The organism is Sandarakinorhabdus sp., assembly GCF_987265915.1.
Genome location: NZ_OZ503948.1, coordinates 2687130 through 2710259 on the forward strand (window position 1 = coordinate 2687130; position 23130 = coordinate 2710259).

The following is a 23130-nucleotide window of genomic DNA, read 5'->3' on the forward strand; positions in this document are numbered from 1 at the left end:
CTGCCCGCTGCCAATGTGCCTCCGCAGCACAACAAGGCGGCCCCGTTCCAGGCAGGATGCGATCATGGCGTTATTGCTGCAATCGCTTTCACACCTTGGGCGATATTGTACTGCCAGGCCGACGTTGGCCGCAGCCTCGGCCCGTGGCGGCAGCGTGCACGCGAATTTCCGCCACAACAAATTGTTCTACAAGGAAAATATGGCCTGCATATGCGCGAACTTCCGGGGGATATTGCCCTTGCCAACGGCCGGTAATTGCCTGATTGAACCAGAGATGCTTGGGGAAAACCGGCTCTTCCAGATTGATCAGGCGCAAGCAACGCCGCTTGCTGCGCCTGATGCAATCGATTTCTGCATTTGGCCACCCTCAGCATGTTCGACAGCGAAGACCCGCGCGACCTGTCGATCCGATGCGGGGGGTGCCGGCTGGCGAGGGCTGTCATGAGCAAACATATCGTCTGTTTCGGTGAACTGCTGATCCGGCTGTCAGCCCCGGGCCGCAACCTGTTGATGCAATCGCCGTCGCTTGATCTCTGTGTCGGCGGTGCGGAAGCCAATGTGGCGGTGGGTCTTGCCCGGCTTGGCCATCGGACGGCCATGATCAGCGCTGTGCCCGACAATGTACTGGGCACCGGCGCCGTGGCGGCGCTGCGCGCCGGCGGAGTCGAAACCAGCAATATCGTTACCAGCCCCGGCCGCATGGGGCTGTATTTCCTGTCACCCGGTGCCGGGCTGCGTGCATCCGAAATCGTCTATGACCGCGCCCACAGCAGCTTTGCCACGGCCCCGGCCGATCTGTTCGATTGGCAGCAACTGCTTGCCGGTGCGTCCAGGCTGCACCTGTCGGGCATCACACCGGCGCTGGGCCCGGTGCCGGCAGCCGCCGCCCTCGCCGCGGCCGAAGCCGCTGCCACGCTGGGCGTACCGATATCGTTCGACGGAAATTTCCGCGCACAGCTATGGGCACAATGGAATGGCGATCCGAAATCGATCCTGTCCGGATTGATCAGCCACGCCGATATCCTGTTTGGCAATCATCGCGACGTGGCCTTGCTGCTCGGCAAGCAATTCCCGGGCGAAGGCGAACCGCTTTACCGGGCAGCCGCCGAGGCGGCCTTCGCGGCTTTTCCGAAACTGCAGATGATCGCATCGACCGCCCGGCACATCGAAGACGCCGATTGCCATCGCATCAAGGTGCGGATCGACCTGCGCGACCGCCATGTCCAGACCGAAGAGATACGGGTTTCAGCTATCGTTGACCGTATCGGCGCCGGCGATGCCTTTGCTGCCGGCGTGCTGCATGGTCTGTCCGAAGGCACGGTCGATCATGCCGCCCGGATCGGTCTGGCGCTGACATGCCTGAAACACTCGCTGCCCGGCGACGCCAGCCTGTTTGGCCAAGGGGATATCGACGCGTTTCTTTCGGGCGAACTTGATGTCCGGCGCTGACGGACAAGGTGATTTTGTGGCCGCGCCAGTTTGGGCAATTTGGCGGACGAATTGGCGGAGCGGGAGGGATTCGAACCCTCGATGAGCTTTTGACCCATACACACTTTCCAGGCGTGCGCCTTCGACCACTCGGCCACCGCTCCGCACCTGGCAGGCGGCGGCGATAGCAAGTGTGGGGGGGCTGCACAAGCAAAAGGGGGAGGCATGGCAAAAGGGGCGGCACCTTGCGGCACCGCCCCCAGACGAGCCCCCTTTGTCCGCTTGCGCGGCTGCAGGGGGTTGGCCCTCCCTCGTCTTACTGCAGCAGCTGGGTGACCTGGCTTGCCGACTGGTTGGCCCGCGCCAGCATCGCCTGTGCGGCCTGGCCCAGCACCTGATTCTTGGACAGGTTCGTCGATTCCTGTGCAAAATCCGTGTCCTGGATCCGGCTGCGCGACGCTTGCAGGTTGGTGCTGTTCGACGACAGATTGTTCACCGCCGCTTCCAGCCGGTTCTGCACGGCACCGATGTTGGCGCGGTCGAGGTTGACGCTGCCCAGCGCCTCGTCGATCGCATCCAGCGCGGCGGTGGCGCCTTCCACCGTCGACACATCGACTTCGGAGATGCGCAGGCCGCCCTTGTTGGTGCCATAGGCATTTTCTTCAAAGCCGAGGTTGCCGAAGTTCGACGTGCTGCCAAAGGCCAGGCTGCCGGCGCGGACATCGATGGTCTTGGCCGATTCCAGCCGCACCGTGCTGTACGCCGTCTGCACCGCCGAGGCCGACAGATCGGCCGGATCGGTGACACCCACCACCGTGTAGCTGGTGCCGGTGCCCTTGATGGTGGCGCCGCCCAGGCCGAAGTTGGCCGCCGCGCCTTCATCGCTGTCGAAATACACCGTCACGTTGCGGCCGTCCTCGGCGGTGAGGTCAAGGCCGCCCAGGCCGTTGTCCTTGGCCACCACACCGGTCAGGCCGGTGTACTTGTTGATTTCCTTGGCGACATTGTCCCGGGTCTGCTGGGCCGTGTGGGTCTGGTCCAGCGTGACGTCCAGCAAGGTGCCGTTGATGCCCAGCGTGGCCGTGGCCGTGGTGCCGATCACCGTGGTCGTGGTGGACTGGATGGTCTGGGCGTTGGCCTTGGCCGTCACGCCGGTCTGGTCGCTGGCCGAATTGATGGCATTGGCGATGGCGATGGCGCTGCCGGCCTTCACCGACGATGGGGCCGCGGTCGAGCTGAACGTGTCATCATCGCCATTGGCGGCGCGGATGGCGATGCCATTGATCGACAGATCACCGCTGTTCAGCGTGCGGGCGTTGGCAGCGCCGGTGGCCACGGCACGGACATCCGAGGAAACGGTCGAAACGCCGCGATCGAAGCTGCCGGCCGCCAGCCCCGACCGGGTGAGCCGGGCCGTGGTGCTGTTATTGGTGCCCACTTCGATGGCCTGGCCGTTCAGACTTTCCAGGCTGAACGATCCCGACTGGGCGCCGGTCTTCAGGCCGGTGGCCGCTGCGGTCAGTGTATCGAGCGCGACTTCGATGTTGCGGCCATCATCGCCTTCCAGCCGCAGGCCGGCATTGTTGTCGCCGGTGTCCACGGCACGCACCCCGGTCTGGCCGGAAATGGCATTGATGGCATCGCGGACGATGCGGCGGCTGTCGGATGCGTTGGTGGTGGTGGTGATCGATGCGGTTGTGATGCCGTTGATCGTCACCGTGCCGGTCAGGGCGGCGGCCGTCATCGCCGTGCCGGTCATCACGGTCTGGCCGACCACGGCGCGCACGCCGGTCTGTTCGGTGGCGGCGTTGATGGCGGCAGCCTTGGCCAGCGCAGATGCCGCCTTGTTGGTGGACGAGACATTGTCATCATCGGCCGATGACGAACCGATCTGCACGCCGTTGATCACCAGGTCGCCGCCCTGCAGCGCATGGTTGGTGGCCAGGTTGGCCGCGGTGCCTTCGAAGGCGCCGGTGGCGGTGAGCGCCGGGCTGGAACCCAGGCCCAGATCGCGCGCCCGGGACGAACCCAGCGAGAACGACACGGTTTCGCCAGCGCGGCTGCCGGTTTGCAGCTTCACCGAACGCGCCGACCCATCGAGCAGTTTCTGGCCGTTGAAGTTGGTGCGCACACCGATATTGTCGATTTCGCCGACGAGCTGCTTGACTTCGGCCTGCAACGCGGTGCGATCGGTGCCGGTGAGCGTGCCGTTCGCCGATTGCACCGAAAGTTCGCGCATGCGCTGCAGCATGTTGGTGACTTCGCCCATGGCGCTTTCCGCAGTTTGCGCCATGCTGATGCCATCGTTGGCGTTGCGCATGGCCACCGCAAGGCCGCGCACATCGGCCGTCATCTTCTGGCTGATGGCAAGGCCGGCGGCGTCGTCTTTGGCGCTATTGATGCGCATGCCCGTCGAAAGACGTTGCATGGCGGTGCCCATGGCAGTGTTTGCAGTGCGCTGCGCATTCTGGGCGGTCAGCGCGTTGATGTTGGTGTTGATCACGGTCATCTAGGATACTCCCGCTTCCCGCCGCCGCAGGAGATGCGGGGCGCAGCCAAGGAAACGGCACGCGGTGAAGATGGCTTAAACATGATTTGAAAAGGCTGATAAATGAACGCGTTGGCGTTTCCCTTCCCGATCCTGTACCGCGATGCCGATGTGGCGGTGATCGACAAGCCGGCCGGGCTGGCCGTGCATCCGGGGCCGCGCACGCCGGCCAGCCTGGAGGATCATCTGCCCGGCCTGACGATCCACGGCTTTCGCCCGGTGGCGGCGCACCGGCTGGATCGCGACACGTCAGGCTGCCTGGCGGTGGCATTGTCGCGGCGCGGGGTGAAGGCGCTGGCGGCGGCCTTTGCCAGCGGCGGCGTCGAAAAAATCTATTGGGCGGTGCTGTCTTCCCTGCCCCCCGAACCGGCGGGGTTGGTGGATGCGCCGCTCGCCAAGATTTCCAGCGCCGAAGCCGGGTGGCGAATGGTGGTGCGCGGCGATGGCAAGGCGGCGCGCACGCATTGGCAGGTGCTGGATGCCGCGACGCGCCTGGTGGAATTCCGCCCTGAAACCGGCCGCACCCACCAGATCAGGGTGCACGCGGCACACATCGGCGCCGCGATCGTGGGCGATCCGGTTTATGGGGACGGGAATGGCCCGATGCGGCTGCACGCCCGCGCGCTGGCGATCCCGCTGCCCGATGGCCGGATCATTCGCTGTCTGGCGCCGCTGCCGCCGGGTTGGCCGCCAGTGCCTGGCCCCGCGCCCCCAGATGCAGGGCCCGGCCCTGAAAACCAATGAAATCGCTATAGTTTTCCGAGAGCAGCGCCAGGCGTTGATGCACCAGATCCGGCCCAATGCGCTGCACGACGCCATCAACCAGCAGATTGAGCAACGACGCCAGCGCGGTGTTCATGTCCCAGAAATGCCCCAACGCCACTTCGGCGGTGAGGATATGGGGGGTGAGGTCGCGCGCCCAGGGGCAATAGGGATCGGTGATCACCACCAGCGGCCGGCCAGCCGCCGCGACCTTTTCGGCGAGCACCCGGAACTGCCGCGAATAGCGCCGAACATCCAGCGCCACGAACACATCACTGGCCCCGGAATCGAGCACGACATCATGGATGCCGGCCGCAGAGTTGATCGTGCCGACATGCGGGCGCACGTACGACAAGTGGCGGGCAAAGCCGGCTGCCAGCCCGGCCTCGGTTTGAAAACCGGCGACATGGACATGCGGGGCCTGCGCGAGCAAGCCGACCACGGCGGCCCATTCGGCGGTTTCGGCCTGCGCATAAACGCCGGCAATCGCTGCGGTTTCGGCCTGCAATCGCACATCGGCCGACGGCGCCGGCCGGGTGAGCAACCATGGCGCATCGCGGGCATCGTCGCGCAGATCATCCTTCAACGCGGCGAGATTGGCATAGCCCAACTGCTTGACCAGCCGCGCCACGGTCATCGCCGAAACGCCAACCCGCGCGCCGATGGAGGCGGCAGTTTCGAACGGCAGCTGATCGATATTGTCGGTCAGCCAGCCGGCAATCATCCGTTCTGAAACGGTAAGATGTTCATATCGTTCGGCAAGTTTCCGGGAAACGCGCGATGTCATGGGGTGTGGATATCATGGCTGCACCTTCGTGCAACTGGTCACATCGCGCAGGGCCTAAAAATCCACGGTCTTCCATTCCTCGCGCACGAACAGCGGCGCCTGATCGGCATAATGCGGGCTGGTGCGCCGGATGGTGGCGGCGCCGAACTGGTGGATCGATCGCGACGTCACCGCGCCGTCCTTCGGCCATTCCACCAGCATGATGAAGCCATCGCCGTTGTTGGCGACGCGCCGACCATCGGGCGCGACCTTGGCATAGATGGCGCGCAGCGTATCCGGCCCGCCGAACACCGGCAGATCGGCGCCGCCGTGGCGCAGGCGCTGATAATCGGCCAGCGGCACATCGAGCCGGCCGAAGGTGGCCAGCAAGGCCTTGACGACTTCGCGCAATTTCGGCGCGGCTGGCGGCAGCGCCTCGCCGGCATAGACCTCGCGGCCGACGCTGGCCATTACCGCCAAGGCCAGGCTGTCGGCTGCGCCGCGGCCATCGGCGGTCCAGTCCCATTTCGCCAGCAGGCGCTGGGCTGCGGCCAGATCGGCCTGGCCGGTGCTGTCCACCGCCAGCACCGCCGCCATCCATTGCCCAGCCACCGAAGCGCGGCTGTAGCCCTTGTCGAACTTGATGCGCAGCAACGCATCACGGCTGATCGGGCCATTCATGCCACCGAACAACTCGACAAAGCGGTACATGCGATTGGTGGTGTAGGTTTCCAGGCCCAGTTCGGGCGCGAAATCGGCGCTCTTCAGATTTTCATCCGGCGCGGTCGCCACCGTGGGCTTGTTGTTGGAATTGGCTACCCAGCCGGCGCGCGGATCGACCACCATCGGGATCGCATTCCACGGTTTGTACCCGCGCCACAGCGTGGCCGATGTGTCGCCGGGCAAAACCCCCTTCCAGTCAAAGCCCGGCCGCCGATCGGGGAACAAGGCGTTGTAGAACATGCCGATATGGCCTTCGCGGTCGGCATAGACGAAGTTGGTGGCCGGCACCGCCTGCATCGCCATCACGGCTTTCCACTCGGCGAAATTGCGCGCCTTGTTCAGCCGGTAATATTGCTCCACCTGCCGCACATCGCCGATGCCGGCGTGGCGGATCGCGAAGCCGCCCCAGAGTCCATTGACTTCGTTCAGGATCACCGCGCCGTGGCGGCTGCGATAGACCATGCGCGGGATCGGCAGGATCAGCGGCCCCAGCCGCACGCGCAGCCACACGCGCTTGGCCTCCAGCGGCAGCCACTTGCCATCCAGGCGATATTGCGTGCGATCTGGGTTCAGGGTCAGCTTGTAAACATCGATCAGATCGGGGCGGTTGACCGTGTTGGCCCAACCCAGATTGCGATTGTGGCCCAGCAGCGGGAACGGCGCGCCGGGAAAGTTGGCGCCGGCGAAATCCCAGCCTTCATCGCTGTGCACCACCAATTCCCACCAGCTGACCCCGCCCTCCCACGGCTGGTGGCTGTTGATGATCAGCCGCGTCGTCGCGTCGTCCGAGCGGGCGGCGGCGACCGCAAAGCCGTTGCTGCCGCGCTCATCGGGCGGGCCGCTGTCGCGCGGCGGCAATTTGCCTTCGGCCAGGGCGCCGAGCACCCGGTCCATGCCGAAGAAGAACGGCGAGCGCAGCGCAAAGCCGGCCACCACATCGCGGCCCGTCACCGGAAACAGGCCCTGCAGGCGGATTTCGCCGGGGTGGCGGCGGGCATAATCATTGAGCCCCTGGGCATAAGCCTCCACCAGCGCGCGCGTCGCCGGCGACAAGCCCATGTAGCCGGCATCCGCCACGGCGCGCGCATCGATCAGATGGCCGACATAATCGAGCTTGGCGCCGTCTTCGCCCAATATGGCCCCAGCGCGGCCGCGCACGGCGGCCAGCACTTCTTCCAGATTGCGGAAATCATCCTCGGCATGGGCGACCGCGATGCCATAGGCGACATCGGCATCGGTGTGGCCGTGAATGTGCGGCACGCCCCATTGATCGCGATCGATGCGCACATTGCGCTTCAGCACCGGATCAGGGTCGGGCGGGCTGGCGATCAGCGCGTCCCAACTGGCGAGGCCAACCACCAGCGCCGCCACGGCGATGCTGGTCCAGAACAAGGCGGTGAACCAACGTGGCATGTCAGCGCGAGGCCTTACCCATGGCGTCCTTCACAAGCACGCCGCCCTTCACCACCGCCTTCACATCGCGCAGCAGGTTTACGTCCTGGGTCGGATCGCCGGCCACTGCGATGATGTCGGCATGGCGGCCCGGCGCGATCTGGCCCACGTCCGCGCGACCCAATGCTTCGGCGGCGCGGATGGTGGCGGCGCGGATGGCATCGACCGGCGCCATGCCCCATTCCACCATCTTGGCGAACTGGCGGGCGTTGTCGCCGTGTGGATAGACGCCGGCATCGGTGCCAAATGCCATCTTCACGCCGGCCTTCCACGCCGCCTGGAAGGTCTGGCGCTGTTTCAGCCCGACCTGCCGCTCCTTGGCCAGGCTTTCTTCCGGCACGCCGTTGGCGGCGCCTTCGGCCAGGATGTAATCATCATTGTAGATGTCCATGTCGAACCAGGTGCCGGCCTTCTTCGCCATTTCCATGGCTTCGGCATCGGCAAAGCTGACATGCTCGACCGTATCGACCCCGGCGCGGATCGCCGCCTTGATGCCATCATTGCCGTGCGCGTGCGCCGCCACCTTCAGCCCCAGCATATGCGCTTCTTCGACCAAGGCGTTCATTTCGGCCTGCGAATACTGCTGCGCACCGACGCTGGTGCCGATGGAGAACACCCCGCCGGTGGCGCAATATTTGATCACTTCGGCGCCGCGCCGGTGCAGTTCGCGCACCTTCTGGCGCACGCCTTCGGGGCCATCTGCGATGCCGGGGCGGTCGAAGACATAATTGGCTGGCAGTTCGTTGCTATCACAATGACCGCCGGTGGCGCCGATCGAATAAGTGGCGGGCACAATGCGCGGGCCGGGGATGGTACCGCGCTCGATCGCCAGCTTCAGGCCGATATCGGCAAACTCCGCCGAGCCCACATTGCGCACTGTGGTGAAGCCGGCTTCGATGGTGCGCTTGGCCATGCCAACGCCGATCGCCGTCCAGAAACTGTTCGGATAGCGCAGCGCCTGCAGGCCCGACAGGGTGGGATCGCTGGTCAGATGCACGTGCATGTCGATCAGGCCGGGCAGGATGGTGTGGTTGCCCAGATCGATGCGGCGCGCATTGGCTGGCACCGCCAGCGTGCCCTGCACGCCAACCGCGGTGATGCGGCCATCGACGGCGATCACCAACGGGCGGTCGCTGATCCGGCCGCTGTTCACATCGAGCATCCGCGCCGCGCTGATTGCCACGGTTTCGGCCGCCGCCGGCGCGGCACCGGCCAGCAACACCGCCATCAACATCATAGCTCGCATCGTCACGCTCTCCCCTGCATGGCCAAGGGATAGGGCTGCACCATGCGCGCCGCAAGCTGGCCTTTCAGGCCGGACGTTCAGGCAACGAGGGCGGGTCGCAGCGCCGGCAGCATCGGCACCGGCGCGCCATCGCCCAGCACCAGCGCCGCCAGAAACTGATCGACGCAGGCATCCCAGCCGTAACGGCGCCCGGCGGCCACGCAATCCGATCGACGGGCGCGGGTGGCCTGGCTCATCGCCACCGACAGATCCTGCGACACCGCGCCGATCCGGCCCGACGCCCGGCCATCGGCGCCAAAGCCATCCTGGCCGATGATGTCGAGCGGGCCGGGCACCGGATAGCCGGCCACTGGGGTGCCGCAAGCGAGCGCCTCGATCATTACCAGCCCGAACGTGTCGGTGCGGCTGGGGAAAGCCAGCACATCAGCGGCGGCATAGGCGCTGGCCAGCGCCGGGCCATGCAGCGCGCCGAGGAAATGCGCGTTCGGGTAGCGTTTCTGCAAGCTGTCCAGCGCCGGGCCGTCGCCCACCACCAATTTGTCACCCGCCCACGGCGCGCTCAGGAAGGCCTCGATGTTCTTTTCCACCGCCACGCGGCCGACATGCAGGGCCAGCGGGCGCTTCAGCCCAGCGGCGGCCGGATGCGGCGCGGCATCGGGCCGGAACAGATTGGTATCCACGCCGCGCGACCATGGCATGGTGTGGGAGAGGCCGTGGCTGGCGAGTTCGGCGGCCAGGCGCGGCGTCGCCACCATGATGGCGCTGGCCTGGCCGTGGAAGCGGCGCAGCACCCGCCACACACGATCGGGATTGATGCCGATGCGCGCCGCGACATAATCCGGAAAGCGGGTGTGGAAGCTGGTGGTGAACTTGAAATTGTTGGCCACTGCCCAGCCGCGCGCCAGCCAGCCCAGCGGGCCTTCGGTGGCGATGTGCAGTGCATCGGGGCGGAATTCGCGGATCATGCGCGCCACGCGGCGCCGCGAGGTCATCGCCAGCCTGATTTCCGGGTAGGACGGCATCGGCAGCGACCAGAATTGATCAGGCGAAATCACCTGCACACGCACGCCGCGCATCGCCAGCAGGCGCACCGTCGTCGCCAGGGTTCGGACCACGCCGTTGACCTGCGGTTCCCAGGCATCGGTGACGAGGGTGAGCTTCATCATCGTCCTTCAAGCCATGGCCGGCACGGGCGTTGCCGCGGCGGCCCGCGCCTGCGCCAGGGCGGCATTGCGCGCCGCCCAATCGAGGATTTCGATGCGGCCATCGCCATGTTCGACCAGCGCGGTGCAGCTTTCGACCCAATCGCCATCGTTCATGTAGGTGATGCCGCCGAAATCGCGGATCTCGGCCGAATGGATATGGCCACACACGACGCCATCGACCCCGCGCAGCCGCGCCGCTTCGGCCACGGTCTCTTCAAACTTGCCGATGAAGGCGACGGCGTTCTTAACCTTTTTCTTGATGTGTGCCGAAATCGACCAATAGGGCAGGCCCAGCCGGCGCCGCGCCGCATTGTAGTGGACATTCAGGCGCAGCAGCAGGGAATAGCCAATGTCGCCGGCCCAGGCGAGCCAGCGATGATACAGCACGACGCCATCAAATTCATCGCCGTGGCAGACCAGCAGGCGCCGGCCATCCACCGTGGTGTGGATCGCCTCCAGCGCGATTTCCACGCCGCCAAAGCCCAGCCCGGCATAGGGCCGCAGCATTTCATCATGGTTGCCGGGGATATAGACGACGCGGCAGCCCTTGGCCGCCATCTTGAGCACGCGGCGCACCACATCATTGTGGCGCGGCGGCCAATACCAGCCGCGTTGCAGTTTCCAGCCGTCGATGATGTCGCCGACCAGATACAGGGTTTCCGGCTGCACCGATTTCAGGAAATCCAGCAAAAGATCGGCGTTGCAGCCCTGTGTGCCCAGATGAATGTCCGAAATCCACACGGTGCGCAGCTTGAACTTGCCAGATGGGGTGCGTTCATCCGGGCGCTCATCCTCGTCGAACAGCCAGGCTGGCGGTGGCGACGGCGGCGACGATACGCGGCTGCGAACCTCGGTCTCGCGGAACATCAGTGCATCGGCAACAGCAAGCGGCATTGAAGCCATCGAAGCCCCCTGTCTCAACCCAGGTAGAACGCCCTTGCCCGGAAGCCTTAGGCCCAGGACATGACAATGGCGTGGCAGATTGGTTGCAGCGCGGTGGCAATCAAATCTTATCAAAAGGCGGCGCGGCCCCAGCCTGCGTAGTTGCCACGATGGCGGGCCCGGGCCGGCAGGACCACACTTCCCCTTTCAGCCCGAAAGGATATTGCAATGGCCCGAATCCACTTCGCGCACCTGACCCGCCTGGTCGCACTGGCACTCTTTGCCGTTCCGGCCAGCGCCGTGACCAAAACGGTGAACTTCAGTTTCACGGCAGACGGATCAGCCGCCGTCGGCATCATGTCGCTCAATTGCGCGGGTGGCGGCGGAAACTGCGCGATCACGGCGATTTCAGGCAGCTATGGGGGGCTGGCCATCGCGCTCAACCCGCCGCCGCCGCCACCGCCGGCGCTGCCAGCCGCAAAGCCCGACAACATCGTCACCCAGCCCGGCTATCGCCCCAGCGGCGCCGGCGTCAGCTTCCATAGTGGCGACAATGATTTCTGGCTGGCCGGCCCGGTGCTTCTGGAATTTCCGCCGGGCGACTGGCGGCATGGCAAATCCTGGGCGGTGCTGACCCGCTATGAATCCGATTATGAGCCGGTCGGCCCCACCTTTGACATCAACGATTATGAAGCCAGCGTTCCGGAACCGACCAGTTGGGCGATGCTGGTGCTGGGATTTGGGCTGGCGGGCATCGCGAAGAGACGCAAGGCAGCGCAAGCCGCCGGAGCGCGCCGGCCTTGATTGTCGTCACAACGGCCTGATGGCAAACAAAAGGGGCGACCGTGCGGCCGCCCCTCCTGTCGCACTGTTGGATGTGATCAGAATTCGACGCGTGCGCCGATGCGAACCGCCCACACCGATGTGCGCTGAATGTTCGGGAAGGCGAACGCCGGCGATGTGAAACCGGAGTAGCGGTAGGACGCGCACGGCGTGGTCAGCGAGGTTCCTGATCCCGAGGAGCCGATCACGGTGCCGGCCGCGTTGAGGCACGCCACATCGACCAGGCGCACGTTCTGTGCGCGACCGTCGATTTCGCGGAAGGCAAACTTGTCGCTGAGCAGATTCAGGAAATTCTCCATGTCCGCGAACACTGTCATGCGGCTCTTGCCGATGAAGGTCGGGAGTTGCTGCGAGAAGTGCAGGTTGACCGTGTAGAAATCAGGGTTGCGGGCGATGCCGCGCGGCGCGATCTGGCCCTGGAAACCAGCCAGTTCGGAACCCAGGATGAAATCACGGAACGCCTGCAACTGCGCCGGGGTGCCGCTGAACTGCACGAGGGGATCAATCTGTGTGTTGGCCGAAGCCGTGCCCGTCGGGATCACCAGATTGGCCACGTTCGGCACGTACATCAGGTAACGGTTGCCATTGGTAGTGCCGAACACGGTGCCACGGCCGGCGCCCGGATCGTTGAAGGTGAAGCTGTACGGGCGACCCTGGCGATAAAGACCGAAGATCTGGAAGTTGGTTTCGTAATCCTTGTAGAAGGAATGACGATAATTCAGCGTCAGGCGGACCTGGTTGCCGGTCTGCAGGCTGGATGTGGCCAGATCGGGACGGTTTGGATCCCGCACGGTAACGCCATAAGAGCCTGCCGCCGTGGTGCCGCCGGTATCGGTCAGGAAATCGGTGATGCGGCTGCGGGTATAAGCTGCCTGCACGCTGAGGCCGTTGTCCCAATCCTTGGACAGCGAGGCTGCCGCAACGAAGGCGCCGCCGCCCGTGGCCGAGCGCAACTGCAGATCATTGCCGGCGCTGCCGGCGATGCCCTGATAGCGTGGGCGGCCATCAGGCAAGGTGCCGTTGGCGATCGCACGCAGGTCAACCATGATATAGCTGTTGCGGTTCCAGGTCTTGGCGATGTCGCCGCGGAACACCCAGCCATCGCCCAGGAACCCGAGATCAGCGCTATATTCGGCGCTGAAGTTGGCGCGCACCACCGAGTTCATCTTGAAATTGGGATCGACAGAGTTGGTGGTGGCCTGCGCCAGCGACGACAGGTTGCGGCCAAGATAGGCATTCACCGCCGCGTTCTTCTGCAAGCCGAAGCCATCGACGTTGTTCAGCGCCGCAGCGCCGGCCGCGTTGATCTGGGCCTGCAGTTCCGGGCTGACCGTGGCGGTGCTGTTGCGATCGATGAAATTGCCGGTGGCCACGCCATTCACGAACTGGCGCTCCAGATCGATCGTGTTGAGACGCGCACCATCGTTGGCCAGGCTGTTCGAGAACAGCACCAGCGGCACGCCGCCGCTGAAGATGCCGACGCCACCCGAAATGCGCGCCCGGTCGCTGGGCTTCCAGTTCAGCGCAAAGCGCGGCTGGAACACCGAAACGCCATCGAGCGAGGCGGTGTTGCGGAAACCATAGCGGTTGACGAAATTCTGGTTCAGCGAAATCTGGCCATCATCCATCGAATAACCATCAAACCGGGCGCCGATCAGCGCGGTCAGTTCCGGTGTGATCTTCCATTCGTCCTGAAGACCGAACGCGTAAGAGAAGAGTGTGAAGCGTGCCGCACCGCCCGAATTTGGATCACCGTCGATGGAGTTGGCGAACGTGACGCGGTTGGCATTGCCGGCAACATAATCAGCAACCGAGTCAAAATAGAAATTGCCGCGGCTGTTCGGTACAAAGATGTTGTTGATCTTCTGGCGCGCGCCTTCCACCTGGAACTTGATGCGGTGATCGCCGGCATTGTAACGCATGTTGAACTGGAAGTTCAGGTTCGTGGTCGCCAGCGAGTTCGAGTGACGGAACGAATCCGTGCCAAACGTCACGCGCGCGTTGGTGCCGCAGTTGATGTTGTTGTTGGTCGGGTTGGTGCCAGCCGCAATGCCGGTCGGATTGGTGCAGACCTGGAACTGGGCAAAGCCGGAATCAGCATAGCCGATCTGGCCGCGTTCATAATCGCGATAGCTGACCCGCAGTTCCGTCGAGAGCCGATCGGACCAGGTCGAGTTCAGCTGGCCGGTGTAGATCTTGGTGGCTTCCGTGCCTTCATAGCTGTTCGACTTCAGACCGACGTTCGGCGTGGAGTTCGAGTTGGACGAACCGCCACCTGGCAGCGGCACCGAGTTGAAGTGGTTGATGTAGGTGAAGGAGAAGCGCTGGCCGTCCGAGATGTTCCAGTCCAGCTTGCCCGAAATCTTGCGGTCGCTTTCGGTTTCCTGCTGCCATGTATTCAGCGGATCATATTTGTACCGGCTGTTGGTGGTGCCGATGATGCCATTGACGATATTGCGGTCGTCCGCATTGGTGGTCGCATCGCCGATGCCCGGAATGGTGGCGGCAAAGCCTTCACCGGAAATACCGTTGGAGTTGACGATATTGCCTTCGGTCAGCTTTTCATAGTTCAAGGCGACGAACAGCTTGTCCTTGATGATCGGGCCCGACGCGAAGAAGCCATAATCACGGAACGGCAGGGCCTGCGGAATGACCGTGCCGCGCACTTCGCGCCCGGTCAGCCCCTTGCCGCCGATCACACCATAAGCAACCGCATGATATTCGTTGGTGCCGGACTTCAGCACGGCATCGATGGCACCGCCGGTGAAATTGCCTTGGGCCACATCGAACGGCGCCGACTTGACAGCCAGCTGGCCGATGGCTTCCAGGCTGACGATGCCGCGCAGCGACGGCAGACCGCCGAGGTTCAGGCCGAAATCGTCCTGCACCGCCACACCGTCGATGGTGAAGCGGTTCGAGCGGGCCGAAGCGCCGGCGATCGACACGCCGCGCAAGTTTGGATCGAAGCTGGTCAGCGGATCACGCGCCGCCGCATCGCGGATATCGCGGTTCACTGAAGTGATCGACGCGATGTCCTTGGCCGACAACACGGTGGCCGAACCGGTGGTCACCACACCCGAACGGCGCAGCGAGCTGGCCTTCACGACGATCGTGGCTTCCGTCCCGGAGGCTTCAAGCGCGGCGTTGACGCTGAAATTCTCGCCGGCACCGGCCTGGATACCTTCGATCGTCTGGCCCTGATAGCCGTCCGCCTTGATGGTGACCGTGAACGGACCGCCAACGCGCAAGCCCGACTGGGCAAAGCGGCCATCGGCATTGGTGGTGACCGTGCGGCGCGTGCCGGTGGGCACATGCAGGATTTCGATCGAAGCACCGGCCACCGCCGCGCCCGAGGCGCTGGTCACCGACCCGGAGATGGCCGAGCTGACTTCCTGCGCCTGGACAAGTGCGGGAACAGCAAGTGCGGCAAGCGCAACACCAAGACGAAGATGACGCATCGGAAGGACCCCCTGGGGCTGGTGGGACGTGAGAACGGCACGAACAAGATGATTCGGCCGGCGGGCGACACGACGCCATTGCCGGCCATTTATGACGTTTATGTTACAGGTTCATGGCCTGTTCATGACGCGCGCCCCTTGCAGGCAAATGGGCGCCGTGTGTTGCGATGCAGCAACAGCGCGAGCCAAGCGCGCACGCGCACTCGTTCGGCCGGAAATGCGCCGGCAGCGGTGCGGGACACGGGAGCTTTTGGCTAGCCGGCACACCGGAGTTGGTGCTGGCGAACGGAAATGACCGGCGGCGTGTGTGTCCATTTTGCAACGCAGCAATTTCCGATGGCCTTCGGATGGCCAAGATCATTCGAGCGCCACAAAACTGTAACAAGATTGCAATGAACCACTCTCAACAGGTGATGACTGTATCCGAGGGCCGAATCGCTTTGGCGCGCCTTCATTGAAGGGAAAAAACCTATGAAATCCCGTCTTCATATCGGTGTGGCGCTGTTCGCACTCATTTCGCCCGCTGCTGCCTTGGCCCAATCCACCGGTACGCTCGATTTCGACAAGGAACTGATCGTGGTAACCGCCGCGCGCAACGGCCAGGCCGCCGGCGTGCAGGGCGTCGTGCAGCCCAAGACCTCCAAGGCCAAGGGCGTGCTGACCCAGGCGTTCATCCGCAACCAGACCCCGGGCCAGACGGTCAACGACATCATCAACCAGCTGCCGGGCGTCAGCTTCCAGAACAACGATCCGTTCGGTTCGGCAGGCGGCACGCTCAACATCCGCGGCTTTGACAACACCCGCATCAGCCAAACGTTCGACGGTGTGCCGCTGAACGATTCCGGCAACTATGCGCTCTTCTCCAACCAGCAGCTCGATCCGGAACTGATCGAGCAGGTCAACGTCAACTTCGGGTCGACCGACGTCGACAGCCCGACCGCCGCGGCCACCGGCAGCACGGTCAATTATCGCACCCGTTTGCCGACCGAAGCCATCGGCGCCCGTGTCATCGGCTCGTTGGGCAGCTACAATTTCCGCCGCCTGTTCGGTGAAATCGATACCGGCACGTTCACCTCGTTCGGCACGCGCATGTTCATCGCCGGCAGCATGGCCAAGAACGACAATGTTTACAATAATCGCGGTGTGATCGACAAAAAACAGGTGAACGCCCGCATCTATCAGCCGATCGGCAGCAACGGCGATTTCATCTCGGTTGCCGGCCATTACAACCAGAACCGCAACAATTTCTTCGGTTCGGTGCCGCTGCGCACTGATCGCATCCTGAACGCCGCCGGCGCGGCGCGCAACGTGCCGGATCGCTTCCCGACCACCGGCAACGAGCGCTTCTATCAGATCCTGCCCTGCGAAGTGAACACGGTCGCCCGCGCTGGCGTGGCCGATGCCGACAACACGTGCGGTTCGACCTTCGATGAGCGCTTCAACCCGTCGAACACCGGCAACATCCGTATCAATTCGCGCTTCACCCTGGCCGACGGCCTGGTGCTCACCGTTGATCCGAGCTTCCAGTATGTGAAGGCCAACGGTGGCGGCACCGCATTGGGCCAGGAAGGTCGCCGCGATCTCAATCCAGCTGGCGGCCTGAACCAGAACTGCGCGACCGCCTTGGCCGCCCAGCTGAGCTGCCAGACCGGTTATCTGTCCGGCCTGCCCTATTTCGGCCGCGATCTGAACCGCGATGGCGACACGCTGGACACGGTGCGCGTGCTGGCTGCCAACCAGACGCAAACCCGCCGTTACGGCCTGATCGCCTCACTGCGCTACGACATCAACGAGGATCACACGATCCGTCTCGCCTACAGCTATGATCGTGCCCGTCACCGCCAGACCGGCCAGGTCGCGCCGCTGAACAGCAATGGTTCGCCGGTTGATGTGTTCCCGGTCAACATTCCGATGGCGGATGCGGGCGGCAACATCCTGCAACGCCGCGATCGCCTGTCCTTCGCCATCCTGAACCAGGTGTCGGGCGAATATCGCGGCAGCTTTGCCGACGATAAGCTCAACGTGAACCTGGGGGTGCGCGCGCCCTTCTTCACGCGTGACCTGAACCAAAATTGCTACACGTCCAGCGCCGGCGGTTTCGTGGAGTGCTTCACCACCAACACGGCGGCGGCAACGGCCTATGCCGGGTTCAACCCCACGGTTCAGGGCCCGCAACAGCGTGTGCTGAAGTATGACAAGATCCTGCCGAACGTGGGCTTCACCCTCGACGTTGCCAAGAGCGCCAACCTGTTCTTCAACTATTCGAAGGGCTTGCAGGTTCCGGGCACCGACAACCTCTACAACAGCTTCTTCTTCGCGCGCGCCACGCCGCAGGCGCAGCCGCGTCCCGAAACCACCAACAACTTCGATTTGGGCGTGCGTTACGGCACCCGCAAGCTGCAGTTCCAGTTGGTCGGTTGGTATACCCAGTTCAACGATCGCCTCGCTTCGGCTTATGATCCCGATCTGGATGTGACCGTGTTCCGCAACCTGGGCCGCGTTGATCGTTATGGCTTCGATGCCGACGTCTCGTGGGCGCCGATCAAGGAAGTCGCGTTCCGCGTGTTCGGTTCGTACCTGAATTCGGATATTCAGGACAATGTGCAGCTGTCGGGTGGCGGTGCCATCGATTGCGGCAGTGGCTCGACCGTGCCCGTGCAATGCGCCGCCACCGCCGGCAAGCGTGAAGCCGGCACGCCGGTCTATACGCTGGGCGGCAGTGTCCGCGGCAACTTCGGTCCGGTTTCGGGTGGCATCCAGGCCAAGCGCACGGGCCCGCGTTGGGTGAACGACCAGAACCTGGTGACCACCATCAACGCACCGAACCCGCAGAACACGGCGCAGAACATCCCCACCGTCGTCTACAATGGCAAGGTGCCGTCCTACACGCTGGTCGATCTGGACATCCGCGTTTCCATGGAAAGCTTCACGCAGTTGCCCAAGTCGTTCGTGCAGTTCAACGTCACCAACCTGTTCGACGAACTTTATGTCGGTGGCTTCGGTGGCGGCCTCGCGGCCAACAATGCCCAGTTCGTGCAGATCGGCGCGCCGCGCGCCTTCATCCTCACCGTTGGCGTCGGCTTCTGATCATTCATTGATCCGATAACCGAACAAAAGAGCCGCCGCCTGATCGGTCAGGCGGCGGCTTTTTTGGTGGGCGGTGAGGGTTTCGAACCCCCGACCCTCTGCGTGCAAAGGAGATAACCCAATCCATCGTGGAGGAAAATCAGGGGGTCAGGTCAAACCCCCAACGGCGAAACCTCAGGATCACGTTGCTGACGAGTCAGTGGCCAAGGTTAATCTGTGGGGCTGCATCAGCTTGGCCGGACCTTGGAAGCCTCGCTGCGCCATCCAGCCCCAAGTGCAAGATTGGCGAACGCCCAGGCGTCCCGTTCGCCTGCCTCGGCGGTGGTCTGCGCGGCCTGCGCGGCAAGATGATCTGCCTCGGCCTGGGCGCGTTCAAAGGGGCTGGCCAGGCCAGCACGGCTGCGGGAGCGCGCGGCCTCAACCGCCACTTGCGCTGCGCGATTTGCGGCGCTGGCGGCCTCGGCGCCACGCCGCGCACTCAGCCAGCCATCGATGGCGCCGTCGGCCTCCTCCACGGCCGCAAGCAGGGTCTGTTGCCAGCTTGCCGCCGCGGCCTCGCTGTTGGCATCGGCGGCGGCGATCCCGGCCTTGACCAGCCCAAGGTTGAGGATCCCCCAGTTGATGGACGGCCCGATGGCAAAGCGAAAGGCGCCAACCTTGCCAAGATCGGCGGGAGACGCCGCCAGCCCGGCGGAAGCGCCCAACGACAGGCTGGGATAGAGCGCGGCGCGTGACGCACCGGCCCGCTCGAATGCGGCCAGCAGCTGCTGTTCGGCGCGCTGTACATCCGGGCGCATCCGCAGCAGCGCGCGCGGATCGTGGACGGCAAGCGTCGTCGGCATGCGGGCCTGCGTGCTTACCACCGCCCCGTCGGCGACGAAGCGCACCGGGTCGTTCGCGGTCAGAACCGCCAGTCGGCGCAGCGCATTGCGCATGGCCAGGTCAAGCGCCGGACGCTCCGCGGCGGCTTGCGCACGCACCTGCTCCAGCGCCGCAACATCGGCAGCGGTGCCGCCGCCACGCGTCACCCGCAGTCGTGCCATCGCAATCAGCCGGTCCAGCGCCATCAGCCGTTGGTCGATCACCGCTGCCAATTGTCGATTCCGTCCGAGATCGAGCCATGCCCGCACCACCTGTGCAGCGATGGCGGCTTCGACCTGCCGGCGTTGCCAGCGTGCCGCTTGCGCATCCGCAACGGCTGCCCTTTCGGACTTCGCGCGACCGCCAGCAAAATCGATCTCCCAAGACAGTTCGCCGCCAACGGTGGCAATCGTCTGATCAGGGAAGGCCTCCGGTATGCGGAAGATCGGCGGCTGCGTTGCCGATGGCTCGCGAAGGCGCTGCACGCCGGTTGCGACGCCACCTTGCGGCAGACGCCGGGCCCGGGCTTCACGCGCCAGTGCGCCGGCGGCCTTCAGATTGGCATCGGCTGCGGCCAGTTCGAAGTTCGCTGCCAGGGCCGTGGCAACCAATCGATCAAGATCCTTCGAGCCATAGGCCGTCCACCAATCGAAGCGCAGCGCGCCATTGGCGAGCGCCGGGTCATCGGCGCTCCATTGCGGCGAAGGTGGCGCCGGCACCGGCCTTGGCGGCGGCGCGCCGGCACAGCCGGCAAGCAGAGCGGCAAGCGCAATCGTTGCAAGGAGGGAGCGGGTCATGATCTGTCTTTCGTCAAGCAGCGGCTACCGACTGCCGCTCGCGGAACAGCAGCGCGTAAAGGGCCGGGATAAGGGCAAGGGTGATGAGGGTGCCAAGCGCCAGTCCACCGATCATGGCGGCACCCATCGGCCGCCAAAGCGCGCCACCGAACAGATAGAGCGGCACCAGCCCCATGATGCAGGCGAGCTTGGTCATCACGATGGGGCGCAGGCGCACCGCAGCAGCCGTCGCCACTGCCTGGTTCAGCGGCAGGCCAGCGCTGCGCTCCTCCTGGATTCGCTCGAGCAGCAGCACGGCATTGTTGACGATGATTCCAGCGAGCGCGAGCAGCCCGAGCGTGGCGGTGAAGCTCATCGCTTCGCCGCTGAGCTTCAACCCCAATGACGCCCCGATCAGCACAAAGGGGATCGACAGCATGATGATCGCGGTTTTGCGGATCGACCCGAACTGCCAAAGGAACAGCGCTGCCATGCCCATCAAGGCAATGGGGAAATAGCGCTCGATGCCTTCATTGGAGATGCGGCTTTCCTCGATTTCGCCACCAAGTTCGAGCGCGTGGCCCGGCGCCAGCGCAAGCTTCTCGATGGCAGGCGCAACGCGATCGACAATCTCCTGTGACCCAAGCGCCGGATGATGCGCGGATACGGTGATGACCGGGCTCTGATCGCGGCGCATCAGCACGCTTGGCTGGCTGGCCAGACGCACGCTGGCGATCTGGCCCAATGCCACGCTGCCATTGGCGCCAAACACCGGCAGGGCGGCCAGCCGCTCGGGCGCGGTGCGCGCCTCCTCTGGCGCCCGCAGCACCACCGGCACCAGCACATCGCCCTGGCGCAGCATCGTCACCGGCATGCCCGCGGTCGCGGTTTCAAGGCTGCGGGCAACCGCACTGGCCGACACACCGGCCGCCATGGCCCTGGCATGATCGATATCAACCACCAGCCGGGTGACGCGGCCCTCGGCATCGTCACGAATGTCCGTGGTGCCGGGGACGGCCGCCAGTGCCCGCTTCAGCGCCGTCGCGCCGCGCTCCAGCTCGGCGCGATCGGGGCCGGTCAGCCGAAACACCGCCGTACCGGCTTCGGACATGCCCAGCGAGAAGCGCTTCGGCTCGATCCGCGCTGCGGGAAAGCGGGCGCCCAACGTCTGGCGCAGCTTTGCAAGGGTCGCTTCGATATCGGCATCCTTGTCGAGATTGACGACGGCATAGATGCGGTGCGGCGCCGGCGATGGCGGGTTGAGGCTGAGAATGAAGCGCGGGCCGCCATCGTTGACGTAGAACGCGTTGCCGGTCAGTTCGGGAAAGCGCTTCGCGTCGGCGAGCACGGCCGACATGGCGGTGGCCAACCGATAGCTCGCCCGCGTCGAAGCGCCGGCCGGCAGTTCGACCGGGATCTGAATTTGCGGCCGCGCCGAAGCGGCCAGCAGCTGCGGCGGAATGGTGGCGAAGATCGCAAGGGAAGCCAGCAACAACCCGAACATGGCCGCCACCACCGTAGCAGGACGGGTGACGATGAAGCCGACCTTGCCTTCATACCAGCGCCGCACGCTGGCGAGCCAACCCTTGTCATCATGGGCGGCATCGTGCGCACCGGCATAGTGGCGCGACATCAGCGGCGTCACGGTCAGCGCCAGGAACAGCGACAGCAGCAACGTGATGGCCATGACGATGGCCAGGCTGCGCATATACTCGGCCGTGTCGCTGGTGCCGGCGACCAGCGGCGCAAAGGCAAGGATGATGGCAAGGCTGGAGGTCAGCAACGGCGGGGCCATGGTGCGGCCGGCGGCTTCGGCTGCCACGTCAGCCGCTTCGCCCTCCGCCAGCCGGCGCTGATAATCCTCCACAACGACAATGCCGTTATCGACGAACAGCCCCAGCGAAATGATGATGGCTGCGATCGAGACCATGTGCAGTTCGATGTCGAGCAGGCGCATGATGATCAGCGTGCCCATCACGGTCAACGGCACAATCACACCGGTGACCAGTCCGGCCCGCCAGCCAAGGAACATCACGACCACCAGAATCACGACCGCAACGGTTTCAAGGAACGTCTGGCCGACCTTGAACAGGTCCTTTTCCACCACCTGCGACTGGTCGGTGATGGTGGTCAGCCGCATGCCGGCCGGCAGCGCCTGTTCGACCTCGGCCACCCGTGTATCGAGCCGATCGGCAAAGGACAGAATATTGAGACCGGTGCGCATCGATATGCCCAGCACCACGGCAGGCTGGCCATTGACCACGACCGCTGTCTGCGGTGGATCGGCCGCTTGCCGGGTGATGTTGCCGAGCGCGCCAAGCGGCAGGCGGCGATCACCGGCCATTGGGATCTGCACAGCCGCCAGGGCCGCAATGCCGGACAGATCGCCAGTCGGTTCCAGCGCCAGCAGCCGCCGACCGGTATCGATCTCGCCAGCGGTCGCGACAATGTTGCGCTCGGCGAGATGGCGCGCCACCGCGTCATAGGAAAGGCCGGCGGCGGCCAGTCTGGCCGGCGCCAGATCGATGAACACGCGTTCCTCGCGCACCCCATGCAGCGAAATCCGCTCCACGCCCTCGACGGTCTGCAGCCGGTCACGCGCGATGCGCGCCCAATCCTGCAGTTGCCCAGCGCTATAGCCCTTGCCGGTCAGGGCCAAACTACGCACGGCGACGCGAGCGAATTCGTCATTGATGACGATGGGGCTGATCCCGTCAGGCAATTGCCCACGCACCTCGTCCATCTTGACGCGCACACGCTGCCAGATCGCCGGCAGCCGGCCGGCGACAGTCCCATCGTGAAGCGTGATCGCGATGAACACCGAGCCCGGCCGCACGACGGTGTCGATGGTCTTGACCTCGGCGACCTCGCGCAGCCGCTCCTCGATGGGCTTGGCGACAAGCTGTTCGATCCGATCGCTGGTCGCACCGGGCAGATAGGCCTCGACCGTGGCGGCACGCACCTGGACAAAGGGCTCCTCGGTGGCCGGGAAATCGAGCAGCGCGACCAGTCCCGACAGGAAGAGAGCGATGGCGGCCACGATGGTAAAGCGGCTCCGGCGGAGCGCTGTCGCAGTAATCGACATGGGTTGAA

Annotated in this window: 14 protein-coding genes and 1 tRNA gene; 5 read left to right on the forward strand and 10 right to left on the reverse strand. The window is 64.6% G+C overall.

Annotated features, from left to right (window positions below):
• Positions 1 to 64 precede the first annotated feature (64 nt).
• Positions 65 to 445 carry a hypothetical protein gene (locus AC6UUM_RS12875; protein ID WP_500802675.1) on the forward strand — a complete coding sequence of 127 codons (381 nt, stop codon included), beginning with the start codon at positions 65 to 67 and terminating at the stop codon, positions 443 to 445.
• Positions 442 to 1449 carry a PfkB family carbohydrate kinase gene (locus AC6UUM_RS12880; RefSeq protein ID WP_500802676.1) on the forward strand — a complete coding sequence of 336 codons (1008 nt, stop codon included), beginning with the start codon at positions 442 to 444 and terminating at the stop codon, positions 1447 to 1449. The genes AC6UUM_RS12875 and AC6UUM_RS12880 overlap by 4 nt, the downstream gene beginning before the upstream one ends.
• A 52-nt stretch (positions 1450 to 1501) precedes the next feature.
• On the opposite strand, the gene AC6UUM_RS12885 is transcribed toward AC6UUM_RS12880, so the two are convergent.
• Positions 1502 to 1592, reverse strand: a tRNA-Ser gene (locus AC6UUM_RS12885).
• Between the two features lie 152 nt (positions 1593 to 1744).
• A complete protein-coding gene (locus tag AC6UUM_RS12890; RefSeq protein ID WP_500802677.1) occupies positions 1745 to 3937 on the reverse strand; it encodes a flagellin N-terminal helical domain-containing protein in 2193 nt (730 codons plus the stop codon).
• A gap of 102 nt (positions 3938 to 4039) precedes the next feature.
• Here AC6UUM_RS12890 and AC6UUM_RS12895 point away from each other — a divergent pair, with 102 nt between their 5' ends.
• The gene (locus AC6UUM_RS12895) at positions 4040 to 4720 is read left to right on the forward strand and encodes an RluA family pseudouridine synthase (protein WP_500802678.1); all 681 of its coding nucleotides are present in this window, start codon (positions 4040 to 4042) and stop codon (positions 4718 to 4720) included.
• Here AC6UUM_RS12895 and AC6UUM_RS12900 read toward each other — a convergent pair.
• The 5 genes from AC6UUM_RS12900 to AC6UUM_RS12920 all read right to left on the reverse strand — a co-directional run bounded on the left by AC6UUM_RS12900 (position 4629) and on the right by AC6UUM_RS12920 (position 11033).
• Positions 4629 to 5525 carry a MurR/RpiR family transcriptional regulator gene (locus AC6UUM_RS12900; protein ID WP_500802679.1) on the reverse strand — a complete coding sequence of 299 codons (897 nt, stop codon included), beginning with the start codon at positions 5523 to 5525 and terminating at the stop codon, positions 4629 to 4631. The genes AC6UUM_RS12895 and AC6UUM_RS12900 overlap by 92 nt on opposite strands.
• Before the next feature lie 54 nt (positions 5526 to 5579).
• Entirely contained in the window at positions 5580 to 7640 is a 2061-nt protein-coding gene (locus AC6UUM_RS12905; protein ID WP_500802680.1) for a penicillin acylase family protein, read from the reverse strand.
• A 1-nt stretch (position 7641) separates the two neighbouring features.
• Positions 7642 to 8925, reverse strand: coding sequence for a Xaa-Pro dipeptidase (locus AC6UUM_RS12910; RefSeq protein ID WP_500804970.1), 1284 nt, complete (start codon positions 8923 to 8925; stop codon positions 7642 to 7644).
• 77 nt (positions 8926 to 9002) lie between these two features.
• Positions 9003 to 10088, reverse strand: a complete 1086-nt coding sequence (locus AC6UUM_RS12915) for a glycosyltransferase family 4 protein (protein ID WP_500804971.1) — start codon at positions 10086 to 10088, stop codon at positions 9003 to 9005.
• Positions 10089 to 10097: 9 nt separating this feature from the next.
• The gene (locus AC6UUM_RS12920; RefSeq protein ID WP_500802681.1) at positions 10098 to 11033 is read right to left on the reverse strand and encodes a UDP-2,3-diacylglucosamine diphosphatase; all 936 of its coding nucleotides are present in this window, start codon (positions 11031 to 11033) and stop codon (positions 10098 to 10100) included.
• Between the two features lie 207 nt (positions 11034 to 11240).
• Here AC6UUM_RS12920 and AC6UUM_RS12925 point away from each other — a divergent pair, with 207 nt between their 5' ends.
• Complete coding sequence (locus AC6UUM_RS12925; protein WP_500802682.1) at positions 11241 to 11816, forward strand: PEPxxWA-CTERM sorting domain-containing protein; 576 nt, start codon at positions 11241 to 11243, stop codon at positions 11814 to 11816.
• A gap of 77 nt (positions 11817 to 11893) precedes the next feature.
• Here the strand turns inward: AC6UUM_RS12925 and AC6UUM_RS12930 are convergent, their stop codons facing one another.
• On the reverse strand, positions 11894 to 15313 hold the full coding sequence (locus tag AC6UUM_RS12930) for a TonB-dependent receptor (protein ID WP_500802683.1): 3420 nt from the start codon (positions 15311 to 15313) through the stop codon (positions 11894 to 11896).
• 471 nt (positions 15314 to 15784) lie between these two features.
• Between AC6UUM_RS12930 and AC6UUM_RS12935 the strand changes: the two genes are divergently transcribed.
• Positions 15785 to 18400, forward strand: coding sequence for a TonB-dependent receptor (locus tag AC6UUM_RS12935; protein WP_500802684.1), 2616 nt, complete (start codon positions 15785 to 15787; stop codon positions 18398 to 18400).
• 227 nt (positions 18401 to 18627) lie between these two features.
• Here the strand turns inward: AC6UUM_RS12935 and AC6UUM_RS12940 are convergent, their stop codons facing one another.
• The gene (locus AC6UUM_RS12940; RefSeq protein WP_500802685.1) at positions 18628 to 20058 is read right to left on the reverse strand and encodes a TolC family protein; all 1431 of its coding nucleotides are present in this window, start codon (positions 20056 to 20058) and stop codon (positions 18628 to 18630) included.
• Positions 20059 to 20071: 13 nt separating this feature from the next.
• Positions 20072 to 23122, reverse strand: coding sequence for an efflux RND transporter permease subunit (locus AC6UUM_RS12945; protein ID WP_500802686.1), 3051 nt, complete (start codon positions 23120 to 23122; stop codon positions 20072 to 20074).
• Positions 23123 to 23130 lie beyond the last annotated feature (8 nt).

Excerpts from the sequence above, each read along its gene's own strand:
- AC6UUM_RS12945 (WP_500802686.1), bottom strand. The coding sequence starts at position 23,122 with ATGTCGATTACTGCGACAGCGCTCCGCCGGAGCCGCTTTACCATCGTG.
- AC6UUM_RS12900 (WP_500802679.1), bottom strand. The coding sequence starts at position 5,525 with ATGACATCGCGCGTTTCCCGGAAACTTGCCGAACGATATGAACATCTT.
- AC6UUM_RS12935 (WP_500802684.1), top strand. The coding sequence starts at position 15,785 with ATGAAATCCCGTCTTCATATCGGTGTGGCGCTGTTCGCACTCATTTCG.
- AC6UUM_RS12880 (WP_500802676.1), top strand. The coding sequence starts at position 442 with ATGAGCAAACATATCGTCTGTTTCGGTGAACTGCTGATCCGGCTGTCA.
- AC6UUM_RS12890 (WP_500802677.1), bottom strand. The coding sequence starts at position 3,937 with ATGACCGTGATCAACACCAACATCAACGCGCTGACCGCCCAGAATGCG.
- AC6UUM_RS12920 (WP_500802681.1), bottom strand. The coding sequence starts at position 11,033 with ATGGCTTCAATGCCGCTTGCTGTTGCCGATGCACTGATGTTCCGCGAG.
- AC6UUM_RS12910 (WP_500804970.1), bottom strand. The coding sequence starts at position 8,925 with ATGCGAGCTATGATGTTGATGGCGGTGTTGCTGGCCGGTGCCGCGCCG.
- AC6UUM_RS12915 (WP_500804971.1), bottom strand. The coding sequence starts at position 10,088 with ATGAAGCTCACCCTCGTCACCGATGCCTGGGAACCGCAGGTCAACGGC.
- AC6UUM_RS12875 (WP_500802675.1), top strand. The coding sequence starts at position 65 with ATGGCGTTATTGCTGCAATCGCTTTCACACCTTGGGCGATATTGTACT.
- AC6UUM_RS12905 (WP_500802680.1), bottom strand. The coding sequence starts at position 7,640 with ATGCCACGTTGGTTCACCGCCTTGTTCTGGACCAGCATCGCCGTGGCG.
- AC6UUM_RS12930 (WP_500802683.1), bottom strand. The coding sequence starts at position 15,313 with ATGCGTCATCTTCGTCTTGGTGTTGCGCTTGCCGCACTTGCTGTTCCC.
- AC6UUM_RS12940 (WP_500802685.1), bottom strand. The coding sequence starts at position 20,058 with ATGACCCGCTCCCTCCTTGCAACGATTGCGCTTGCCGCTCTGCTTGCC.
- AC6UUM_RS12895 (WP_500802678.1), top strand. The coding sequence starts at position 4,040 with ATGAACGCGTTGGCGTTTCCCTTCCCGATCCTGTACCGCGATGCCGAT.
- AC6UUM_RS12925 (WP_500802682.1), top strand. The coding sequence starts at position 11,241 with ATGGCCCGAATCCACTTCGCGCACCTGACCCGCCTGGTCGCACTGGCA.